This window comes from Pirellulales bacterium, from assembly GCA_036490175.1.
Classification (GTDB): domain Bacteria; phylum Planctomycetota; class Planctomycetia; order Pirellulales; family JACPPG01; genus JACPPG01.
Map to the genome: position 1 here is coordinate 1 of DASXEJ010000393.1, position 16,387 is coordinate 16,387.

11 protein-coding genes are annotated in these 16,387 nt (G+C 62.5%); 4 read left to right on the top strand and 7 right to left on the bottom strand.

What is annotated here, in order from left to right; all coding sequences use genetic code 11:
• Positions 1–25 precede the first annotated feature (25 nt).
• Positions 26–1,660: a TolC family protein gene (locus VGG64_30130; GenBank protein ID HEY1603898.1), complete on the bottom strand. Its 1,635-nt coding sequence runs from the start codon at positions 1,658–1,660 to the stop codon at positions 26–28.
• A 1,434-nt stretch (positions 1,661–3,094) separates the two neighbouring features.
• Here VGG64_30130 and VGG64_30135 point away from each other — a divergent pair.
• The gene (locus VGG64_30135) at positions 3,095–3,511 is read left to right on the top strand and encodes a hypothetical protein (protein HEY1603899.1); all 417 of its coding nucleotides are present in this window, start codon (positions 3,095–3,097) and stop codon (positions 3,509–3,511) included.
• Here the strand turns inward: VGG64_30135 and VGG64_30140 are convergent.
• The 6 genes from VGG64_30140 to hlyD form a co-directional block, all read right to left on the bottom strand.
• Positions 3,462–5,072 carry a DHA2 family efflux MFS transporter permease subunit gene (locus VGG64_30140; protein HEY1603900.1) on the bottom strand — a complete coding sequence of 537 codons (1,611 nt, stop codon included), beginning with the start codon at positions 5,070–5,072 and terminating at the stop codon, positions 3,462–3,464. The genes VGG64_30135 and VGG64_30140 overlap by 50 nt on opposite strands.
• Positions 5,073–5,087: 15 nt before the next feature.
• Complete coding sequence (locus tag VGG64_30145; protein ID HEY1603901.1) at positions 5,088–6,593, bottom strand: HlyD family secretion protein; 1,506 nt, start codon at positions 6,591–6,593, stop codon at positions 5,088–5,090.
• A gap of 133 nt (positions 6,594–6,726) precedes the next feature.
• A complete protein-coding gene (locus VGG64_30150; GenBank protein ID HEY1603902.1) occupies positions 6,727–7,839 on the bottom strand; it encodes an ABC transporter permease in 1,113 nt (370 codons plus the stop codon).
• Between the two features lie 5 nt (positions 7,840–7,844).
• Positions 7,845–9,002: an ABC transporter permease gene (locus tag VGG64_30155; protein ID HEY1603903.1), complete on the bottom strand. Its 1,158-nt coding sequence runs from the start codon at positions 9,000–9,002 to the stop codon at positions 7,845–7,847.
• On the bottom strand, positions 8,999–10,735 hold the full coding sequence (locus VGG64_30160) for an ATP-binding cassette domain-containing protein (GenBank protein HEY1603904.1): 1,737 nt from the start codon (positions 10,733–10,735) through the stop codon (positions 8,999–9,001). The genes VGG64_30155 and VGG64_30160 overlap by 4 nt, the downstream gene beginning before the upstream one ends.
• Before the next feature lie 3 nt (positions 10,736–10,738).
• Positions 10,739–11,917, bottom strand: a complete 1,179-nt coding sequence (gene hlyD, locus VGG64_30165; GenBank protein HEY1603905.1) for a secretion protein HlyD — start codon at positions 11,915–11,917, stop codon at positions 10,739–10,741.
• A 301-nt stretch (positions 11,918–12,218) separates the two neighbouring features.
• Between hlyD and VGG64_30170 the strand changes: the two genes are divergently transcribed.
• The 3 genes from VGG64_30170 (at position 12,219) to mprF (ending at position 16,280) form a co-directional block, all read left to right on the top strand.
• Positions 12,219–12,638 (top strand): DUF202 domain-containing protein, encoded by a 420-nt coding sequence (locus tag VGG64_30170; protein HEY1603906.1) that lies wholly within the window; start codon positions 12,219–12,221, stop codon positions 12,636–12,638.
• Between the two features lie 196 nt (positions 12,639–12,834).
• Positions 12,835–13,701, top strand: a complete 867-nt coding sequence (locus VGG64_30175) for a lysoplasmalogenase (protein ID HEY1603907.1) — start codon at positions 12,835–12,837, stop codon at positions 13,699–13,701.
• On the top strand, positions 13,698–16,280 hold the full coding sequence (mprF, locus tag VGG64_30180; GenBank protein ID HEY1603908.1) for a bifunctional lysylphosphatidylglycerol flippase/synthetase MprF: 2,583 nt from the start codon (positions 13,698–13,700) through the stop codon (positions 16,278–16,280). The genes VGG64_30175 and mprF overlap by 4 nt, the downstream gene beginning before the upstream one ends.
• Positions 16,281–16,387 lie beyond the last annotated feature (107 nt).

Here is a 16,387-nt window from a genome sequence, read left to right on the forward strand (position 1 = left end):
TTCATCATTCATCATTTCGCATTCATCATTTCTTCTTTTCGTCCGCGTCGGCCGCGGGGGCTGGTACGATTTCGGCCGGAGCGGCGGGCTGCGTGGGGTCTTGTCCTTGCACCTGCGGCATCTCGCCCCCCATGAAATAGCGCCAGCCGCCACCCAGCGACCGATAAACATCGATCAGCCGCAGAGCAATATCCCCCTGCGCCTGGGCCAACTGATCTTGCTGTTGGACCAGGGTCGTTTGCGCATTGAACACGCGATTGAAATCGGTCACGCCCCCTTCGAATTGCAGCAGCACCAGCTCGACGGCGCGCTGCGCTTCGACCACGCTCTGCCCATAGCTGACCGCGGCCAGTTGGGCCTGCAGGAAACCGATCAGCGCGTCTTCGACCTCGCGTCCGGCGCGCAGCGCGGCCTGTTGATATTCGAGCGCTTCGCGCTGCAGTCGTGCGTCTTGCGTGGTGATGTTGTTCACGATCCGCCCGTAGTTCAACACATTCCATTGCAACGACGGAATAATGAACGACGTGAAGCTGTCGGCGCGGAACATGTCTCGGAAGTTGTCCGCCGCATAACCCAAGAATCCGTTCAGCGCCAGACGCGGGTAAAGATCCGCCTGGGCGACGCCGATTTGCGCGCTCTGCGCGGCGACCTCGCGTTCGGCCCGCCGCACATCGGGGCGGCGGCGCAGCAGATCGGCCGGAATGCCGATGGCGACTTCCGCCGGCGCACGGGGGATCGGAGCCGGGGTCAGCCCTTCGGCCAGATCCGTGACCGGCATGCCCATCAATATGCAAAGTTGATTGGCGGCCTGCCGCCGGCCGGCCACGAGCGAAGGAATGAGGGCTTCGGTCTGTGCCAAGTTCGAGCGCGCCTGGCGGACATCCAATTCGGTGGCGGCGCCGTTAGTGAAACGCTGCTCGGCCAGCTGCGTCGAACCGCGCTGGATATCGACGTTCCTGCGGGCGTATGCCAACCGCTGCTCGAAGGTGCGCATCTGCACGTAGGCCGTGGCGACGTCCGACAGCATCATCACCAACGTCTCGCCGTAGCCTTCGATGGCGGCATCTACGTCGGCCGTCGAGCCTTCGATGATGCGCCGGTAGCGGCCCCACACGTCGAGCTCCCAAGAAGCGTTGAAGCCGCTCGTGTAGAAGCTAAAGTTCTGCGGAAACGGCAGCTGCAGATTCTTCGAGATCTGGCCATGGGTATACGAGCCCAACGCGGTTTGCTTCTGGGGGAACAAATTGCCGACGGCGATGCCGCGCTGCGCCCGGGCTTCCAGGATGCGCGTCCCCGCGGCGCGCAGGTCGAGATTCTGCGCGCGGGCCGCATCGACCAGACCATTCAGCACCGGATCGTTGAAGACGGTCCACCAGGCGCAGTCGGCGGCCGGCTCGCTGATCACGCGCGGGTTGGCACTATCGACCCAAGTAGGCGCGACCGGGGCCGCCGGGCGCACATAGTTCGGCCCGACTTTCCAACCATTGCGGCACCATTGGCGCAGACTCGTGCAACCGCACGCCACACAAAGGCACAGCAACAGCAGGCTCAACCCCGGCGCACGTCGCCGCGCGCGCCGCGTCCGCCGAGGCGGGGTCCGTGTCTGGACCAGGCGGCTCGGGCGGCGCGCCGTCGGGCCGTGCGTGGTGGCGGAGAACATGGTGGAGGCTACCGAAGGCGGGCAAGGTGGCGGTCGTCTGAGGCAACAGAGGGGCGGTCGCCTCAGCAGCGGACGCGGTGAGACCGTGTCCGGATTGCCCCTAAACCCGGTACACGCGCATCTGTCAGCAATATTCGGCAACGCGGCAAAGGCTGCATGAAGTAACTGCCCCGCCTCGCCAGGACCGCCAAACTGGCCCTACCTTAACGATTGCTGCGGTTGTGCTAGCAACACGACGGCGCGGAAGCTGCGCAGAGATTGACGAATAGTGCGGGCCGGCAGGCCCTCAACGTATGCGGGCGAAATTCCGTGGGCAATTGTTTACGCACAAGAATGCCAATGCGACAACCGACCGTCATGCCGAGCACTCATGGGGCGGCTGCCGGCGGCGCTTGAAATATATATACGTCCTCAGACCCACTTTGTTTTAGCAACGGCGGTAGCGGCGGCGCGTAGTCGGTCTTGTCCGAGGGCTTCTGTTCGTTTCCAGTCGGAAGGCCATCAGTCGTCGTTTGATCGGGAAAGGATAAGTAGGAGCCCGTTCCCGACATCACCGGCGTCGCACTCCATGTCACTGCCTCTGGAAACAACTTCTGTACATGGTTGCGTTCTTCGGCTGGTGTTTCTACGCCAACTAATATCGATGGGACCGCCTCATCGCCTAGTAGCCCGCGCCACCAAGGGATGCTGGCCTCCGGCACAGTCCGAGGCCCTGCCACCAACCAACTCTCGTGATCGCGAATCCAGACTTGTCGCTGGCGAATAAAGCTCAACTCCCATGCAAGCCACATCGCGACGAGAGTCATCAGGACAAACGTCGACCCCAAGGAAAATTGAAAACGGCGGCGGGTGGTGCGCGGGATGGTAGACATTGGAAATATAATACCTGGCTGGCGAGGCGGGTTCGACAAGCGAGTTGCTACAGCGACTGAGAGCGGCCCTAGAAAGTGATTCAATTCGCGTCGACCGAGGGCGCTCATCTCGGAACAATGACGCCGATCAGAATAATTCCCGCAATAATGGCGAAAACAAGAAGCCAGAACGCCGTTCTAGTGCCGCGGCGGCGAGCAGCACACTTGGGGCAAAGCCACACTGCTCGAGTCTTTGTGTATGCTCCCATCACCGATGTCGTGCCGATTTGTTCGCTCGTCGTGTCGTACGAGGGGCTTTCGCCATGAAGGTCGCAGTCACATTGATCACATCGCATTTTGAGAACACCGTATCGGCAAGCGAAACCTCTACTCGGCGCGAGTCGGCAGGCTTTATTGTATGCCAGCGGGAGATCGACATCACGGCGCTGCGAGTCCATTGCCACAGGACGCTTATACCAAGCAAATCGGACGAATCACCCGCCATCGACAACGTCATTTTGTGCGACCCTGGCATGCCGTATGCATGGCCTTCGTTAGCGTCGCCTTCGCCTGGAAGTCTGCCATGAGAATCCTGCTTATCGTCGCGGTGCTTGCCGCGTTTCCCGCCGTTTCGTGGGCGGAGGAGTACGTGTATCACGGACCTTGGAAAACGACGAATCGCAAGCTCGACGGCGAAATGACCTGTATCGTGACTCCGCTTTTGAACAACGCCTGGCGCGGCCGTTTTTACGGCGTTTGGCAAGGTGTGCCGATGGACTACACCGTGACCTTCACGGGGCCAGTGAATGCTTTGCACGGCACGGCGAACATCGACGGTGCCGAGTACGAGTGGAAGGGTTGGATTACCAAACAAGAGTTCCGCGCCAATTTCGGCGGCGATCGTTACTCGGGCTGGTTTGATTTGAAAAGGCTGCCTGCCAAGCCGAGCGTCACTCGGCGGCCAGATGCGCACCCTTTTCAGCCACCGAGCGCTTCATGAGCGCGACCAGCAGCATCAGCACCACGGCCAGTACGGCGGCCACCCAGAAGACGTCGAAGTAGGCGAGCGAAGACGACTGCTGCTCGCGCAGACCCGAGAGCGACTCGAGCGCCATGTCCTGCGCCGTCGCGGCGTCCCCGGTTAGGCCGTAGAAGAATCCCTGCATCTGCTCTAAGTAAGAATTCACGTTCGGGTTCAGGGGATCGATCGATTCACCCAGCCGTAGCGTGTGAAACTGGTCGCGGCGTTCGTGAATCGTTTGCGCCAGCGAGGTGCCGACGCTCCCCCCTTCGTTGCGCAGCAGGCTGGCCAGGCCGACGGCCGCCCCGCGCAACTCCTTGGGCGTATACATGTAGGCCGCCACATTGAGCGGCGCGAAGATCATCGACAATCCGGCCACCGTTACCACGCGCGGCCAGACCACTTGCAACGGGCTGATGCCCAAATTCATCTGCGCCATCCAATAACAGCCGACTCCCATCACGAACAGCCCCACCACGATCATCCACCGCGCATCGACTCCGCGCCCCAGCAAAATGCCCACGATGGGGAGCAGCGTCACCGAGGCCACACCCGACGGAGACATCACCAGGCCCGAGCTAGTGGCGTCGTAGCCGAACAGCGATTGCAACAATCCGGGCAGCGACGTGCTGACGGCATACAGCACGCCAAAGGCGCAGAACAGAATAATGCACGAGACGGCAAAATTGCGCTCGCCCAGCGGTCGCAGATTAACGACCGGATTCGGGATGCGCAATTCCCAAAAGATCAGCCCGGCTAGCGCAAGGACGAAGAGCGTGGTCAAGGTTTGCACGCGTCCAAAGGGATCGCCCAGCCAGTCCCATTGCTGCCCCTTGCTGAGCCCGATTTCCCAAGACACCATCACCACGACCAGCAGCATCAGTCCAATGACGTCGAAATTGAGCGGCCGCGCGCGCAATTCGATCCGCTCGCGCTTGAGATACTCGGGATCTTCTAGCAGGAAATACGAGGCCACAAACGCCACTGCCCCCATCGGCACGTTGATGTAAAAGATCCATCGCCACGAGTAATGGTCGGTGATCCAGCCGCCGAGCGACGGCCCCAGGATCGGCGCGACTAGCCCCGCGATGGCGAATACGGTCATGGCCGCGCCCTGCTTCTCGGCCGGGAATGTATCGAGCAGAACCCCCTGCGTGCAGGGCTGCAAGCCGCCGCCGGCCAAACCCTGGATCACGCGAAACAGGATCAATTGTTCCAGGCTGGTGGCCATGCCGCACAAGCCCGAGGCAATCGTAAAGACCGCGATCGACAGCAAAAAGTAATTGCGACGTCCGAAATGAGCGGCCAGCCATCCCGAGATCGGCAGGATGATCGCGTTGGCCGCCAGGTAGCTGGTGATCACCCACTCGCTATCGATCACCGCCGCCGACAGGCCGCCGGCGATATATCGCAGCGCCACATTGGCGATCGTCGTGTCCAGCACCTCCATGAACGTGGGCACGACCACCGCCGCGGCCACAACCCAAGGATTGATCGCGGGGCGCCCGGCCATGCTCGTGGCGGCGACAGTGGTGCTCATGTCCGGCTTCCGGGGTCAAGAACTCTTTTCGGTGGGCAAGACTTCTTGCAACCGTTTGCCGGCATTGGGGCCCTCGGCCGGTTTCTTGTAATACACGTAGGGGATGACCGACAGACCCACGAACAGGGTTTGATTCTCTGCGTCGTAATCCTCCAGATCGATGCGCACCGGCAATCGCTGCACGACTTTGACAAAGTTGCCCGTCGCATTCTGCGGTGGCAACAGAGCCAGGGTCGATCCGGTTCCCATCGTGAAGCCAGTGATCCGCCCGCGGAAATGGTGGCGGCTGCCATACATGTCCACTTCGACGTCGACCGGCTGGCCGATGCGCAGCTCGGCCAGTTGCGTCTCTTTGAAATTGGCGTCGATCCAGATATCTGTCAGCGAGCGAATGGCCATCAACGCCTGGCCGGCCTGCACCTGGTTGCCCGGGTTCACGTTGCGGCGGGTGATGACGCCGTCGATTTCGGCAAAGACGTCGCAATAACGCAGATTCAGCTCGGCTTGCGAGAGGGCCGCCTGGGCCTCGTGAACCTTGGACTGCGCTTGCTTGATCGGGGCCGCCTCTTCCACGAGCTTGGCAAAAATTCGATCCACATTGCCCTCGGGATCGCGCTTGTAGAACTCGTCGATGACTTCCTTGGGGGACGCACTGTACGTGGTGGGCGTAATGCCCAAGGGCGCTGCGCTCACCAGCAAGTCGGCCAGCGCCTGGCGCACGGTAGAAAAGGTCTGATCCAGATTCGGCGGGGCGTCCAGGGGATTCTCGCGATTGATCGGCAGGCCCAGGCTGGCGCGTGTCTGTTGAATGGTTTGCTCGGCGCTTTGCACGCGGCTGCTGGCCACGTCGCGCGCGGCTTTGTATTGGTCGAACTGTTGCCGGCTGATGGCGCCCTTGCCGACCAAGGCCTCGCCGCGGCCGTAGTCTTGCTCAGCCAAGACGAGACTGGCTTTTTCGGCTTCGAGCTGCGCGACGTTGCTCTTCAGTAGCGCCAATTGGTTCCTCACGTCCTCCATAGCGTGTTCGAGCTTGAACCGGTTGCTGCGCGCTTGCGCCGCGATGCCCCGCAAACGATCCTGCGTGGCTACCAGGTCGGTCTGCGCGCTTTCCAAGGCAGTTTTCTTGATCGCCAGCTGAACTTCGTACGGCTCCTTATCGAGCTGCACGAGAATGTCTCCCTTGCGCACTCGGTTGTTGTCGTCGACTTTTACCACCAGGACCTGGCCCGGCACACGGGCAGCAACCGTGGTGACGTGGCCGTTCACGTAGGCATCGTCCGTCGAGACGGTGTTGAAGGCGCGGACGACCAGCGGCGCAAATCGGTAACCTCCCAGCAACAGCACGACGCCGGCGATCGCCAGATACAGCGGACGCCGCGACTTGCCGTGCGGAGCCGCCGCGGGGGCCGCATGGTCGACCGCCGCCGGCGGCATGACCACGGCCGCAGGCGCGTGCGCCCCTTCATGCGAAGCGCCCGCGGGTGCATGCGGATCGGTACTTTCGCGCTGCTGCGAACTCATGGCGGTGGCTCCTTGGCTTCTGCACAGAACGCCTGGCGGCGCCGTATCGCCGCGCTCTACCCAACCCTCGGCGTAGAGTCGTGCGGCGACCAGTGCCGGCCGATGCGCAGAGCATTGTATACAGGACCGGCGATCATTCCATGCGATGACGAAATAACCAGCCCGCGCTAGACAATGTGACCATGCCAATCAGGGCCATCGGCCAGATGTTGGCGAAGACCACCGAGGCCGGCAGGTCTTTGAGGAATATTCCCTTGACGATTAGCACGTAATAGCGGATCGGGTTGCACAGCGTCGCGTATTGCAGCCAGTCGGGCATGTTTTCGACCGGGCTGGCGAAGCCCGATAGCGACATGGCCGGTACCATGAAAACAAACGCTCCCAGGATGGCCTGCTGCTGGGTCTTGGCCACCGACGAAACGAACAACCCCACCCCAATCACGGCGAACAGATAGACCACCATGCTGCCGTAGAGTAGCAACAGCGATCCCTCGAACGGGACGCGAAATACTACCACGCCGGCCAGAATCATCACGCTGGCTTGGGCCATACCCAAGAACAGGGCCGGCACCGTCTTGCCGATGATGATCTCTAGCGGCCCCAGCGGCGAGACCAGCAATTGTTCGAACGTGCCGAGCTCGCGCTCGCGGGCGACCGATAGCGCGGTCACCAGCAGCCCCATCACGGTGGTCAGTATCGCGACCAGGCTGGGGACCGTGTTCCAGGTGACGGTCTGATTCGGATTGAACCACAAGCGGCTGGCGATCACCGTCATCGGCGGTACCGCCCCACGGCGGGCCGCTAGCAGTTCTTCGTTGAAGCGGGTAATGATCACGGTCGCATAGCCTTCCACAATCTGCGCGGCGTTCGAGCGCCGGCCGTCGAGCAATAGCTGCACGTCTGTCGGGCGGCCCGCGGCCAGCTCGCGCGAGAAGTCCGACTGAATCGACAGCACCATCAGCGCAAAGCGCGAGTCGATGGCGCCGGCAATCTGACTTTCGTCATCCAAAAACTGGATCGAAGAGAAGTTTGGCGAGCCTTCGAACAGCGCCACCAGGTCGCGGGCGCTGGTGCCGAGATCGCGATTCAGGATCGCGATCCGCACGTCTTTCACTTCTTGCGTCGCCGCAAAGGAGAATACCAACAGCTCGATGAGCGGCGGCACGATCAGGATCGCGCGGCTTTTCGGATCTCGCCAAACGGCGAGAAATTCTTTCACGATCAGCGTGCTGATGCGATGCCACATAGCGGCTATTCCAATCTCATACGAGTAATGCGCACCAACAGCGCGAGCAATACAGTGCTCATCAGCACGAGCGCCAACGTGCCTGGCACCAGCACCGACATCACGTCGCCGGCCAGAAATAATGTCTGCAAGCTGGCCACGAAGTAGCGCGGCGGCAGCAGGTAGGTGAACCAACGGATCGGCCAGGGCATGGCGTCGATCTCAAAAATAAACCCAGACAGCTCAAAGGCCGGCAAAAAGCCCATCACCAGCGCGGCCTGGCTGGCGGCAAACTGATTTTTGGTAAGCGTCGAGATCAACAGGCCCAGCGGCAGCATCGCGGATAAAAACGCGGTCGAGACGATCAAGAGCGCGCCGATCGAGCCGCGGAATGGCACGCCAAAGATATACACCGCCGCCGTCACCGACAGCACCATGGCCCCCATGCCCAGCAAGAAATAGGGCAACAACTTGCCGATCAGAAATTCGGATCGTCCGACGGGTGTGGCCATCAGCGCCTCGATCGTGCCGCGTTCCCACTCGCGGGCCACGACCAGCGCCGTAAGCAGCGTGCCGATCAGCGTCATGATGATCGCGATCGATCCCGGGATCAGAAAGTTCTGACTTCGTATGTCGGGATTGAACCAATAACGCGCCTCGATCCCGACGATGGCGGGCATTCTGCGCGGCGACGTCATGGCCGAGCCGGCGATGGCCTCTTGGCCGATCCAGTTGGCCCACACGCCTTCGACGTAGTTCAGCACCAGACCGGCCGTGTTGGGATCGGCCCCATCGACGATGACTTGGATCGGCGCCGATTCGCCGCGCCCCAGCCGGTCGCTGAAATCGGCCGCCAGCACGATTACACCCTTGATCCGGCCAGCCACCAGGTCGTCTTCGACCTCGGCCCGATGATGCGCGCGGATCACGGTGAAGTAGGGAGAGTTGTGGAACGAGGCCAACAGGCTGTCAACCTCGGGCGTTGATTGCTCGATCACCACGGCCACCGGCACGCGCCGCAGATCGAGCGTCACGCCGTAGCCGAATACGAACAGCAAGAGCAGCGGCAGCAGCCCGGCGATCAGATAACTGCTCCAATCCCGTCGGATCTGCAGCGACTCCTTGCGCACCAGTCCCGATACACGTCGCAACCAGGCCGCGGGGCCCGTGACGGCGTTCTTCATGAGGCCTCCCGCCGCTGGTCGTACTGCTCGACGAGCAAGATGAACGCATCTTCGAGCGTGGGCTCCTCGCCGTCGGGGCGATGAACCGATTCTTTCAACGCGTCGGGCGAACCTTCGGCGATGATGTGCCCCTGGTACACCAGGCCGATGCGATCGCAGTATTCGGCCTCGTCCAGAAAGTGAGTCGTCACCATCACGGTCACGCCATGCTCGACCATGGCGTTGATGTGCCCCCAAAACTCGCGCCGCGTCAACGGATCGACCCCGGACGTCGGTTCATCGAGAAACAACACGGCCGGATCGTGCATCAGGGCACAGGCCAGCGCCAGGCGTTGTTTGAAGCCCAGCGGAATGGCGCCTGCGTTTTGTTCCAGGTAAGGGGCCAGGCCGAAAGAGTGAATCACCCGATCCGTGGCGGCGGTTCTGTCTCGCCCGGCAAGTCCGTAGACACCGGCAAAAAAGTGCAGGTTCTGCCGCACGCTCAGGTCGCCGTACAACGAGAACTTTTGCGCCATGTAGCCCAATCGCCGGCGCGCCAGTCCGCCAGCCCGATAAAGATCGAAGCCAGCCACGCGGGCAATTCCAGCAGTGGGGCGCAGCAAGCCGCACATCATTTTGAACGTGGTCGATTTGCCGGCCCCGTTCGGCCCCAGCAGTCCGAAGATCTCGCCGCGCTCGATGCGAAACGAGATTTGGTCTGCGGCCGTGAAGTCGCCAAATCGCTTAGTGAGCGACTGCGCCTCGACAACGATCGGAGTCGACGAACCGTGATTCGTTTTCGAAACGACCACCGGCTCGGGCTCTCCCTTGGGCCCGCCCCCCAACAGATCGACAAAGGCGTCTTCGAAGCGCGGCGGCGTGGCCACGACTTTAGCCGAGGCGACTCCCAGCGCGGCCACGTCAGGCAGCTCGCCATCGTGGGCCATCACCACGCGTACACTGCTCCCTTGGATCACGCCGTCGACGACATCGGACTGCTTGATGACTTGCGCTAGCGCCTTGCGTCTCTGCGTGCCGAGATCCTGCACAAGAAACGTGCGCCCGGTGACGCTGGTGGTCAGTTCCTTGGGAGGTCCCTGGTAGACGGCCCTCCCTTCGTTCATCAGTAGCACTTCGGCGCAGCGTTCGGCTTCGTCCAGATAGGCCGTGCTCCACACGACGCCGATGCCTTGGTCCACCAGGTCGTACACCATCTGCCAAAGCTCGCGCCGCGAGATCGGATCGACCCCCACGCTAGGCTCGTCGAGCAAAAGCAACTGCGGCGCCTGAATCAGGCAGCAAGCCAGCCCCAGCTTTTGCTTCATGCCGCCGGAAAGCTTGCCCGCCAGGCGTTTGGTGAATGGACCCAGGGCGGTGAACGAGAGCAATCGCTCGTAGGACTGGCGGCGGTCGGCGCCGGTCACGCCCCGCAAGTCGGCGTACAGGTCGAGGTTTTCCTGAACCGTCAAATCCTCGTACAGCCCGAAACGTTGCGGCATGTAACTGAGCGATTGCCGGATGGGGGCCAGGTTCTTGGCCGTGTCGTAGCCGCGCACCAGGACGCGCCCCTTGGTCGGCAACAACAATCCGGCCAGCAATCGCAACAGCGTGGTCTTGCCGGCCCCATCGGGGCCGATCAGGCCGGTGACCTGGCCAGGTTCGATGCGCAACGTAAGATCGGCGATCGCCGGCGGTGCGCCGCCGCTAAATTGCTTACAGACACCGTCGACCAGAGCCAATGGTTCGTCGGCCATGGCTCATTCCCGCCCGTCGAGATTCAATGTCACGCTGACCGGCATTCCCTGCCGCAGGCCGCTGTTGGGATTATCGACGACCACCCGCAAGCGATAGACCAGATTCGTCCGCAGCTCGCGCGTCTCGACTGTCTTGGGAGTGAACTCGGCCGTGGGCGAGATGAATCCGATCCGACCCTGATAGGGCTTGTCTGGCGCCGTGTCGGTGCGCACTTCGGCCAGCATGCCAGGCCGAATGCGTCCGAGGTCACGCTCGTTGACATACGTGCGCACCCAAACCGGCGAGGCGAGCGTCAGCGTGAACACCGTCTCGCCTGCCGCCACGATGGCCCCTTTTTCGCGGGCTCGGGTCAGGATGATTCCGTCGCTGGGTGCGAACAGCTCGCTGTCCGACAGCCGGCGCTCGGATTGGACGACGGCCGCTTCGGCATCGGCCAATTGCGCTTTGCCTGCATCGATGTCTTCTTGCCGCGGGCCGATCACGGCCATGCGTTCGGTTTCTTCGGCGTACTTCAGCCGGGCTTGCGCCTCGGCCAAGGCGGACTTTGTCTGGTCGAATGTCTCGCGGCTCACCGCGCCCGAATTCACCAGCCGCTCGGCGCGATCGAAATCCTGTTGGGCGCGGGCGACCGTGGCGTGTTGTTCGGCCACTTGGGCTTTGGCCGACGAGATCTCCTCCGGACGCGAGCCGTTTTCCAAGCGGGCCAGTGCGGCCGCGGCGCTAGCGCGGCGTGCTTGAACACGCTGCAAGTCATCCTCGAAATACTTCTTGTCGAGTGTCGCAATCACTTGTTCCGCGGTGACGGTGTCGCCCTCGTCGACGGCCAGCGAAGCGATCCGCCCGTCCACCTTGAAGGCCAGGTTCACTTGCCGTACGTCGATGTTCCCCTGAATGACCAGGTGCGAACTGTCGCCGACGGAGTACTCGAAGCGATACCACGCGTAGCCACCGCCGGCCGCCGCGGCGATCAAGAGCGCTGGCAGCACAAAACGAATCGGCGAGCGATGCTCGACAACGGGCGGTGCGGCCGCAGTGCTGGCGCCCGCAGGCGCGTCACGCGTTGCGCCAGTCGGCGCCGTGGGCGCAGGCGTGCTGGCCGTGTCTTGCCCGGGCTTCGATGTTGATGTGCCTTTGCCAGACTTTGCGGTAGGGTCTCCGGCGTCCCGCTTTGCGGTGGACATGTATGCTGGTACCTGAAGTATCGACACGCTCGCCGGCCACGGGGCAGCAGCAGAACGTCGGTAGATAAGAGTCTCGCAGTGATAACGTCTGACAGTTGTTATACTCCGGCAGCCGAAATCGCTGAACATCATCCCGCCACAGGTCGTCACGGTCACACGTGGCCTGGAATCGTTCCAACGAGCGCGCCCGGGATGAACCGCGGGCGAAAACCAGGGCCAAAGCCGTTGTGTGGCATCAACCGATGGCTGCTTGGCGAGAAACCCATCAGAAAGCGCTGTCGAAAGCCAGGGAGGAACCGGCATGAGCAAGAGGTCTGGCCATTTGGGCGCTGCTACAGGGGAAGATCCCAATCGCGTCGATTCCCGTTTGCGAATGGGAATGGAAACGACGCTTTTGATCTGGATCCGCACCGGACTGGCGCTAATGGGTTTCGGATTTGTGCTGGCGCGATTCGGCTTGTTCTTGGAAGAACTGGCCGCGCGACATGCCACTCCTCCCCCCGTGCATATCTCGCTGTGGTTCGGCATCCTGCTGATTTTGCTGGGAGTGGTCGTTAATCTACTGTCCGCCTGGTTGCACTTGCCGTTTCTGCGCCGGGCACGTTCGGGCGAGACCGATTTGCCCGGCACCTGGAAGCTGGCCCTGGCGCTGGCAGTCCTCTCGGCCGCGGCAGGCGCCGCGATGGCCTTGCTGCTGCTCATGATGGAGTCCCGCGCCTAACGATCTCTGCCCGCGCGCAACACATCCGGCAGGCGGTCCCCCGCCTTACGGTCAGCGGGCGCTTGCACGAGCGGAATGCGGGCATTTTTGCCTGACCACCGCAGCGATCGGCGCGACCGGCCAAAGCCGGGCGGGGGTGTGATAAGCGACGCTCATCGAGTACAAACACAGGCATCCTTCTGGAGAGTTTTTCATTGTGACCAACCCCGTAGCTCGCCCGCGGTCCGCGGCCGAGGCGCCCGGCGCTTCGGCAGGCCGGGCGGATGCGCTCGACCGCACACCGTTGCCACGCCTGGCACGCGGGTTGTGGTTGGCGTGGGCCGTGTGTTTGGCGCTTGCCATGCTGTGGGGGAATCTCGGCGGAGGGCACGCCACGCTCCCAGCGACCTGGGGACGCATGGGCGCATCGTTGGCGCTGGTGGCCGCGGCCTGGGTCGGTTTTTCTTGGTGGCGCGGTTCCGATGCCGGCAGATTCAGTGCACTTATCGCGCTGGGTATGACGCTTGGCACGTGGGGCGATTTTTACAACGCCGAGTTGCTGAATTTTATGGCGCCCTTAGGAGACCCCGTGCTGGGCGGCATGATCTGTTTCGGCCTGGGCCACGTGGCCTATATCGTGGCTTGCGTGAATGCCGCAACGCATGCCAAGTTAAACAATCGCGCGGTGAAGTACGGTTGCCTCGCGGCGTGGCTGGTGGTTGCCACGCTGGGTTGGTATGGGATCGTCTACGTCGGGGCCAGCGAGAAAACCCGCGATCTGGTCTGGCCCGCGCTGCCGTACTCGCTATTACTGGCGTCGACCGCAGGGCTGGCCACCGGATTGGCAGCGCAGAATCGTCAATTTCGCCCCTTGGCCGTCGGGACTGCACTATTCTTTGTTAGTGATATGCTGCTCGCCGTGGGGCTGTTCCGCGGTAATCTGCCCTACTCGACAGAGCTTGTGTGGCTGACCTATTCACCCGGCCAGATGCTGATAGTGTTCGGAGCGCTGGCGGTCTGCCCGCTGCTGATCCGCAACGTAGCGACGGACGCCGCGCCGCATCGCGCGGGAGCGGGGGGATGAAGTCCAATTTACGTTCGGCTCCGCACGCGTCCTCTTCGTGGCGGCAGCGCGCATTGGGCGCGGCGGGATCGTTGGCCGTGCTGTGCGTATTCGTGGCGGCCGTCTACGTGCTGCATCGCGAGCTGCGCGATTATCGTTTACGCGATATCGAGCAAAGCTTGTCGTTGCTCTCTTGGAGTCAGCTGTTTGCCGCGCTCGCGCTAACGGCTACTAGTTACACGTTGTTGACCGGTTACGACTGGCTGGCTGTGCATTACATCGATCGCTCGTTGCCGTACGCGCGGATTGCGCTGGCCTCGTTCGTCAGTTACGTCTCCAGCTACAACTTTGGCGCGATTCTCGGCGGTACCACCATGCGGTATCGGCTGTATTCGGCCTTCGGGTTGTCGGCGATCGAGATTGTCAAGATCATCGGCATCTGCACGCTGACCTTTGTGTTGGGATTCTGCACGCTCGGCGGCGCGGTCTTCGTGTTCGATCCGTTGCCTCTGCCCGAGATGGTGAAGCTGCCGTTTCCCACGGTTTTTCCGATCGGCGTCGGCTTGCTGGCCTTCGTCGGGCTTTATTTGGCGACGAGCGCGCTGTGGCGCCGGCCGATCGCGGTGCGCGGTTGGGATCTGGTTCTGCCGCCCCCCGGTTTCACGTTGATGCAAATGTTCGTGGCCTCGGCCGACCTTGTTGCGGCCTCGGGCGTGCTGTACATGCTACTGCCCGCGGGACTGGCCACGAGCTTTCCGCAGTTCCTGGGAATCTTTCTCACGGCGCAGGTGGCGGGCATCGCCAGCCATGTGCCCGGCGGGTTGGGCGTTGTCGAGGCCGTCTTGATGATCACCCTGGGACCGGAAAACCGCGCGGCCCTGATGGGTTCGATGGTCGTGTATCGCGCCGTTTATTACTTCTTGCCGCTGGGACTGGCGGCCGGACTATTGGCCGGTCACGAGGGATTCCAGCGCTGGCAATCGGTAACCCGTTTTGCTGCGTTGTTCGGGCGCTGGGGGCCGGCCATCGTGCCGCGCGTGCTGGCCTGCACGACGTTTGCCGGCGGCACCGTGATGCTCGTCTACGGCGCGCTGCCGCGCAGCGTTTCCCGCTGGCACTGGGTTGCGGATTTCGTTCCGCTGCCGGTTATGGAATTTTCGCACTTTGTCGGCAGCATCGCCGGCATGGGCCTGCTGCTCTTGGCGCGTGGGCTGCTGGAGAGGCTCGATGCGGCCTACCATCTGGCCGTGGCGCTGTTGACCGCGGGCATCGTCGTATCGCTGGTGCGAGGATTCAATGTCGAAGAGGCGGTGATCCTCACCCTCGTGCTGGTGGCGCTCGTGCCGTCGCGGAAATACTTCGATCGCCGTGCCTCGCTCTTGCACGAGACATTTACGCCCGGCTGGCTCACTTCGATCGTGCTGGTGCTGTTGGGCACCGCCTGGCTGGCGATCTTTTCGCACAAGCACGTCGAGTACTCACATTCGCTGTGGTGGCAATTCGCATTGGAACACGATGCGCCGGGCGCCCTGCGCGCTACGGTGGGTGCGGCGGCGGTGCTGTTGGCGGCGGGCGTGGCTCGGCTGTTGCGTCCAGCCGATCCGCAGACGCACTTGCCGGACGAGGACGAACTGACCGCGGCGGCGCGCATCGCCGAGGCTTCGCCGCGCACTACGGCCTACTTGTCGTTGCTGGGGGACAAGTCGCTACTGTTCAACAACGAGCGGTCGGCCCTGCTGATGTACTCGGTCGAGGGAGCCAGTTGGGTATCGCTGGGAGATCCCGTCGGTCCGCTGGCCGAGGCCAATGAGTTGGCTTGGCGGTTCAATGAGCTCTGCGATCGGCACGCCGGTTGGCCCGTCTTCTATCAGGTTTCGGCCGGCTACTTGCCCATGTATCTGGACCTTGGCCTGTCGCTGTTGAAGCTAGGGGAAGAGGCACGCGTGCCGCTGGCAACCTTCGGCGTCGAGGGGAGTCAGCACCGCTGGCTGCGGCAAGCGCTGCACAAGGCCGAGAACGCCGGCTGCACGTTCGAGGTCGTGCCGCCGGGCGCGTCCGACGGGATCATGCAGGAGCTGGCCGAGATTTCCCACGAGTGGCTGTCGACGCGGCATGCGCATGAGAAAGGGTTCTCGCTGGGATTCTTTCAACCGGAATATCTGCGGCGCTTTCCGTTGGCGATCGTGCGGCACGAGCAGCGGATCGTCGGCTTTGCCAACGCCTTGCCCGGCGCTGAAAAACATGAACTGTCGGCCGACCTGATGCGCCATCGGCCGACTGCTCCGGCTGGCGTGATGGATTATTTATTCATCGAGTTGATGCTGTGGGGTCGGTCGGCCGGCTACGAATGGTTCAATCTGGGAATGGCGCCGTTGTCGGGCCTGGACGTGGGGCCGCTGGCTCCGCTATGGAATCGCGTCGGGACTCTCGTGTTTCGCCATGGCGAGCACTTCTACAACTTCCAGGGACTTCGGCAATACAAGGAAAAGTTTGGCCCGCAGTGGGAACCGAAGTACCTGGCCTCGCCCGGCGGCCTGCGTCTGCCGCGCATTCTGGCCAATGTGGCCGCACTGATTTCCGGCGGCGCAGAACGGACCTAAGGCCCGCATTGCTGTGCGGCGTGCCGATTCTGCCGACAGTTCCGGCGCCCGAGACGGATTCGCGCTTGTAGACTTGTAGGCCTCGGCCAAGCCGTCCCAGTCACCCT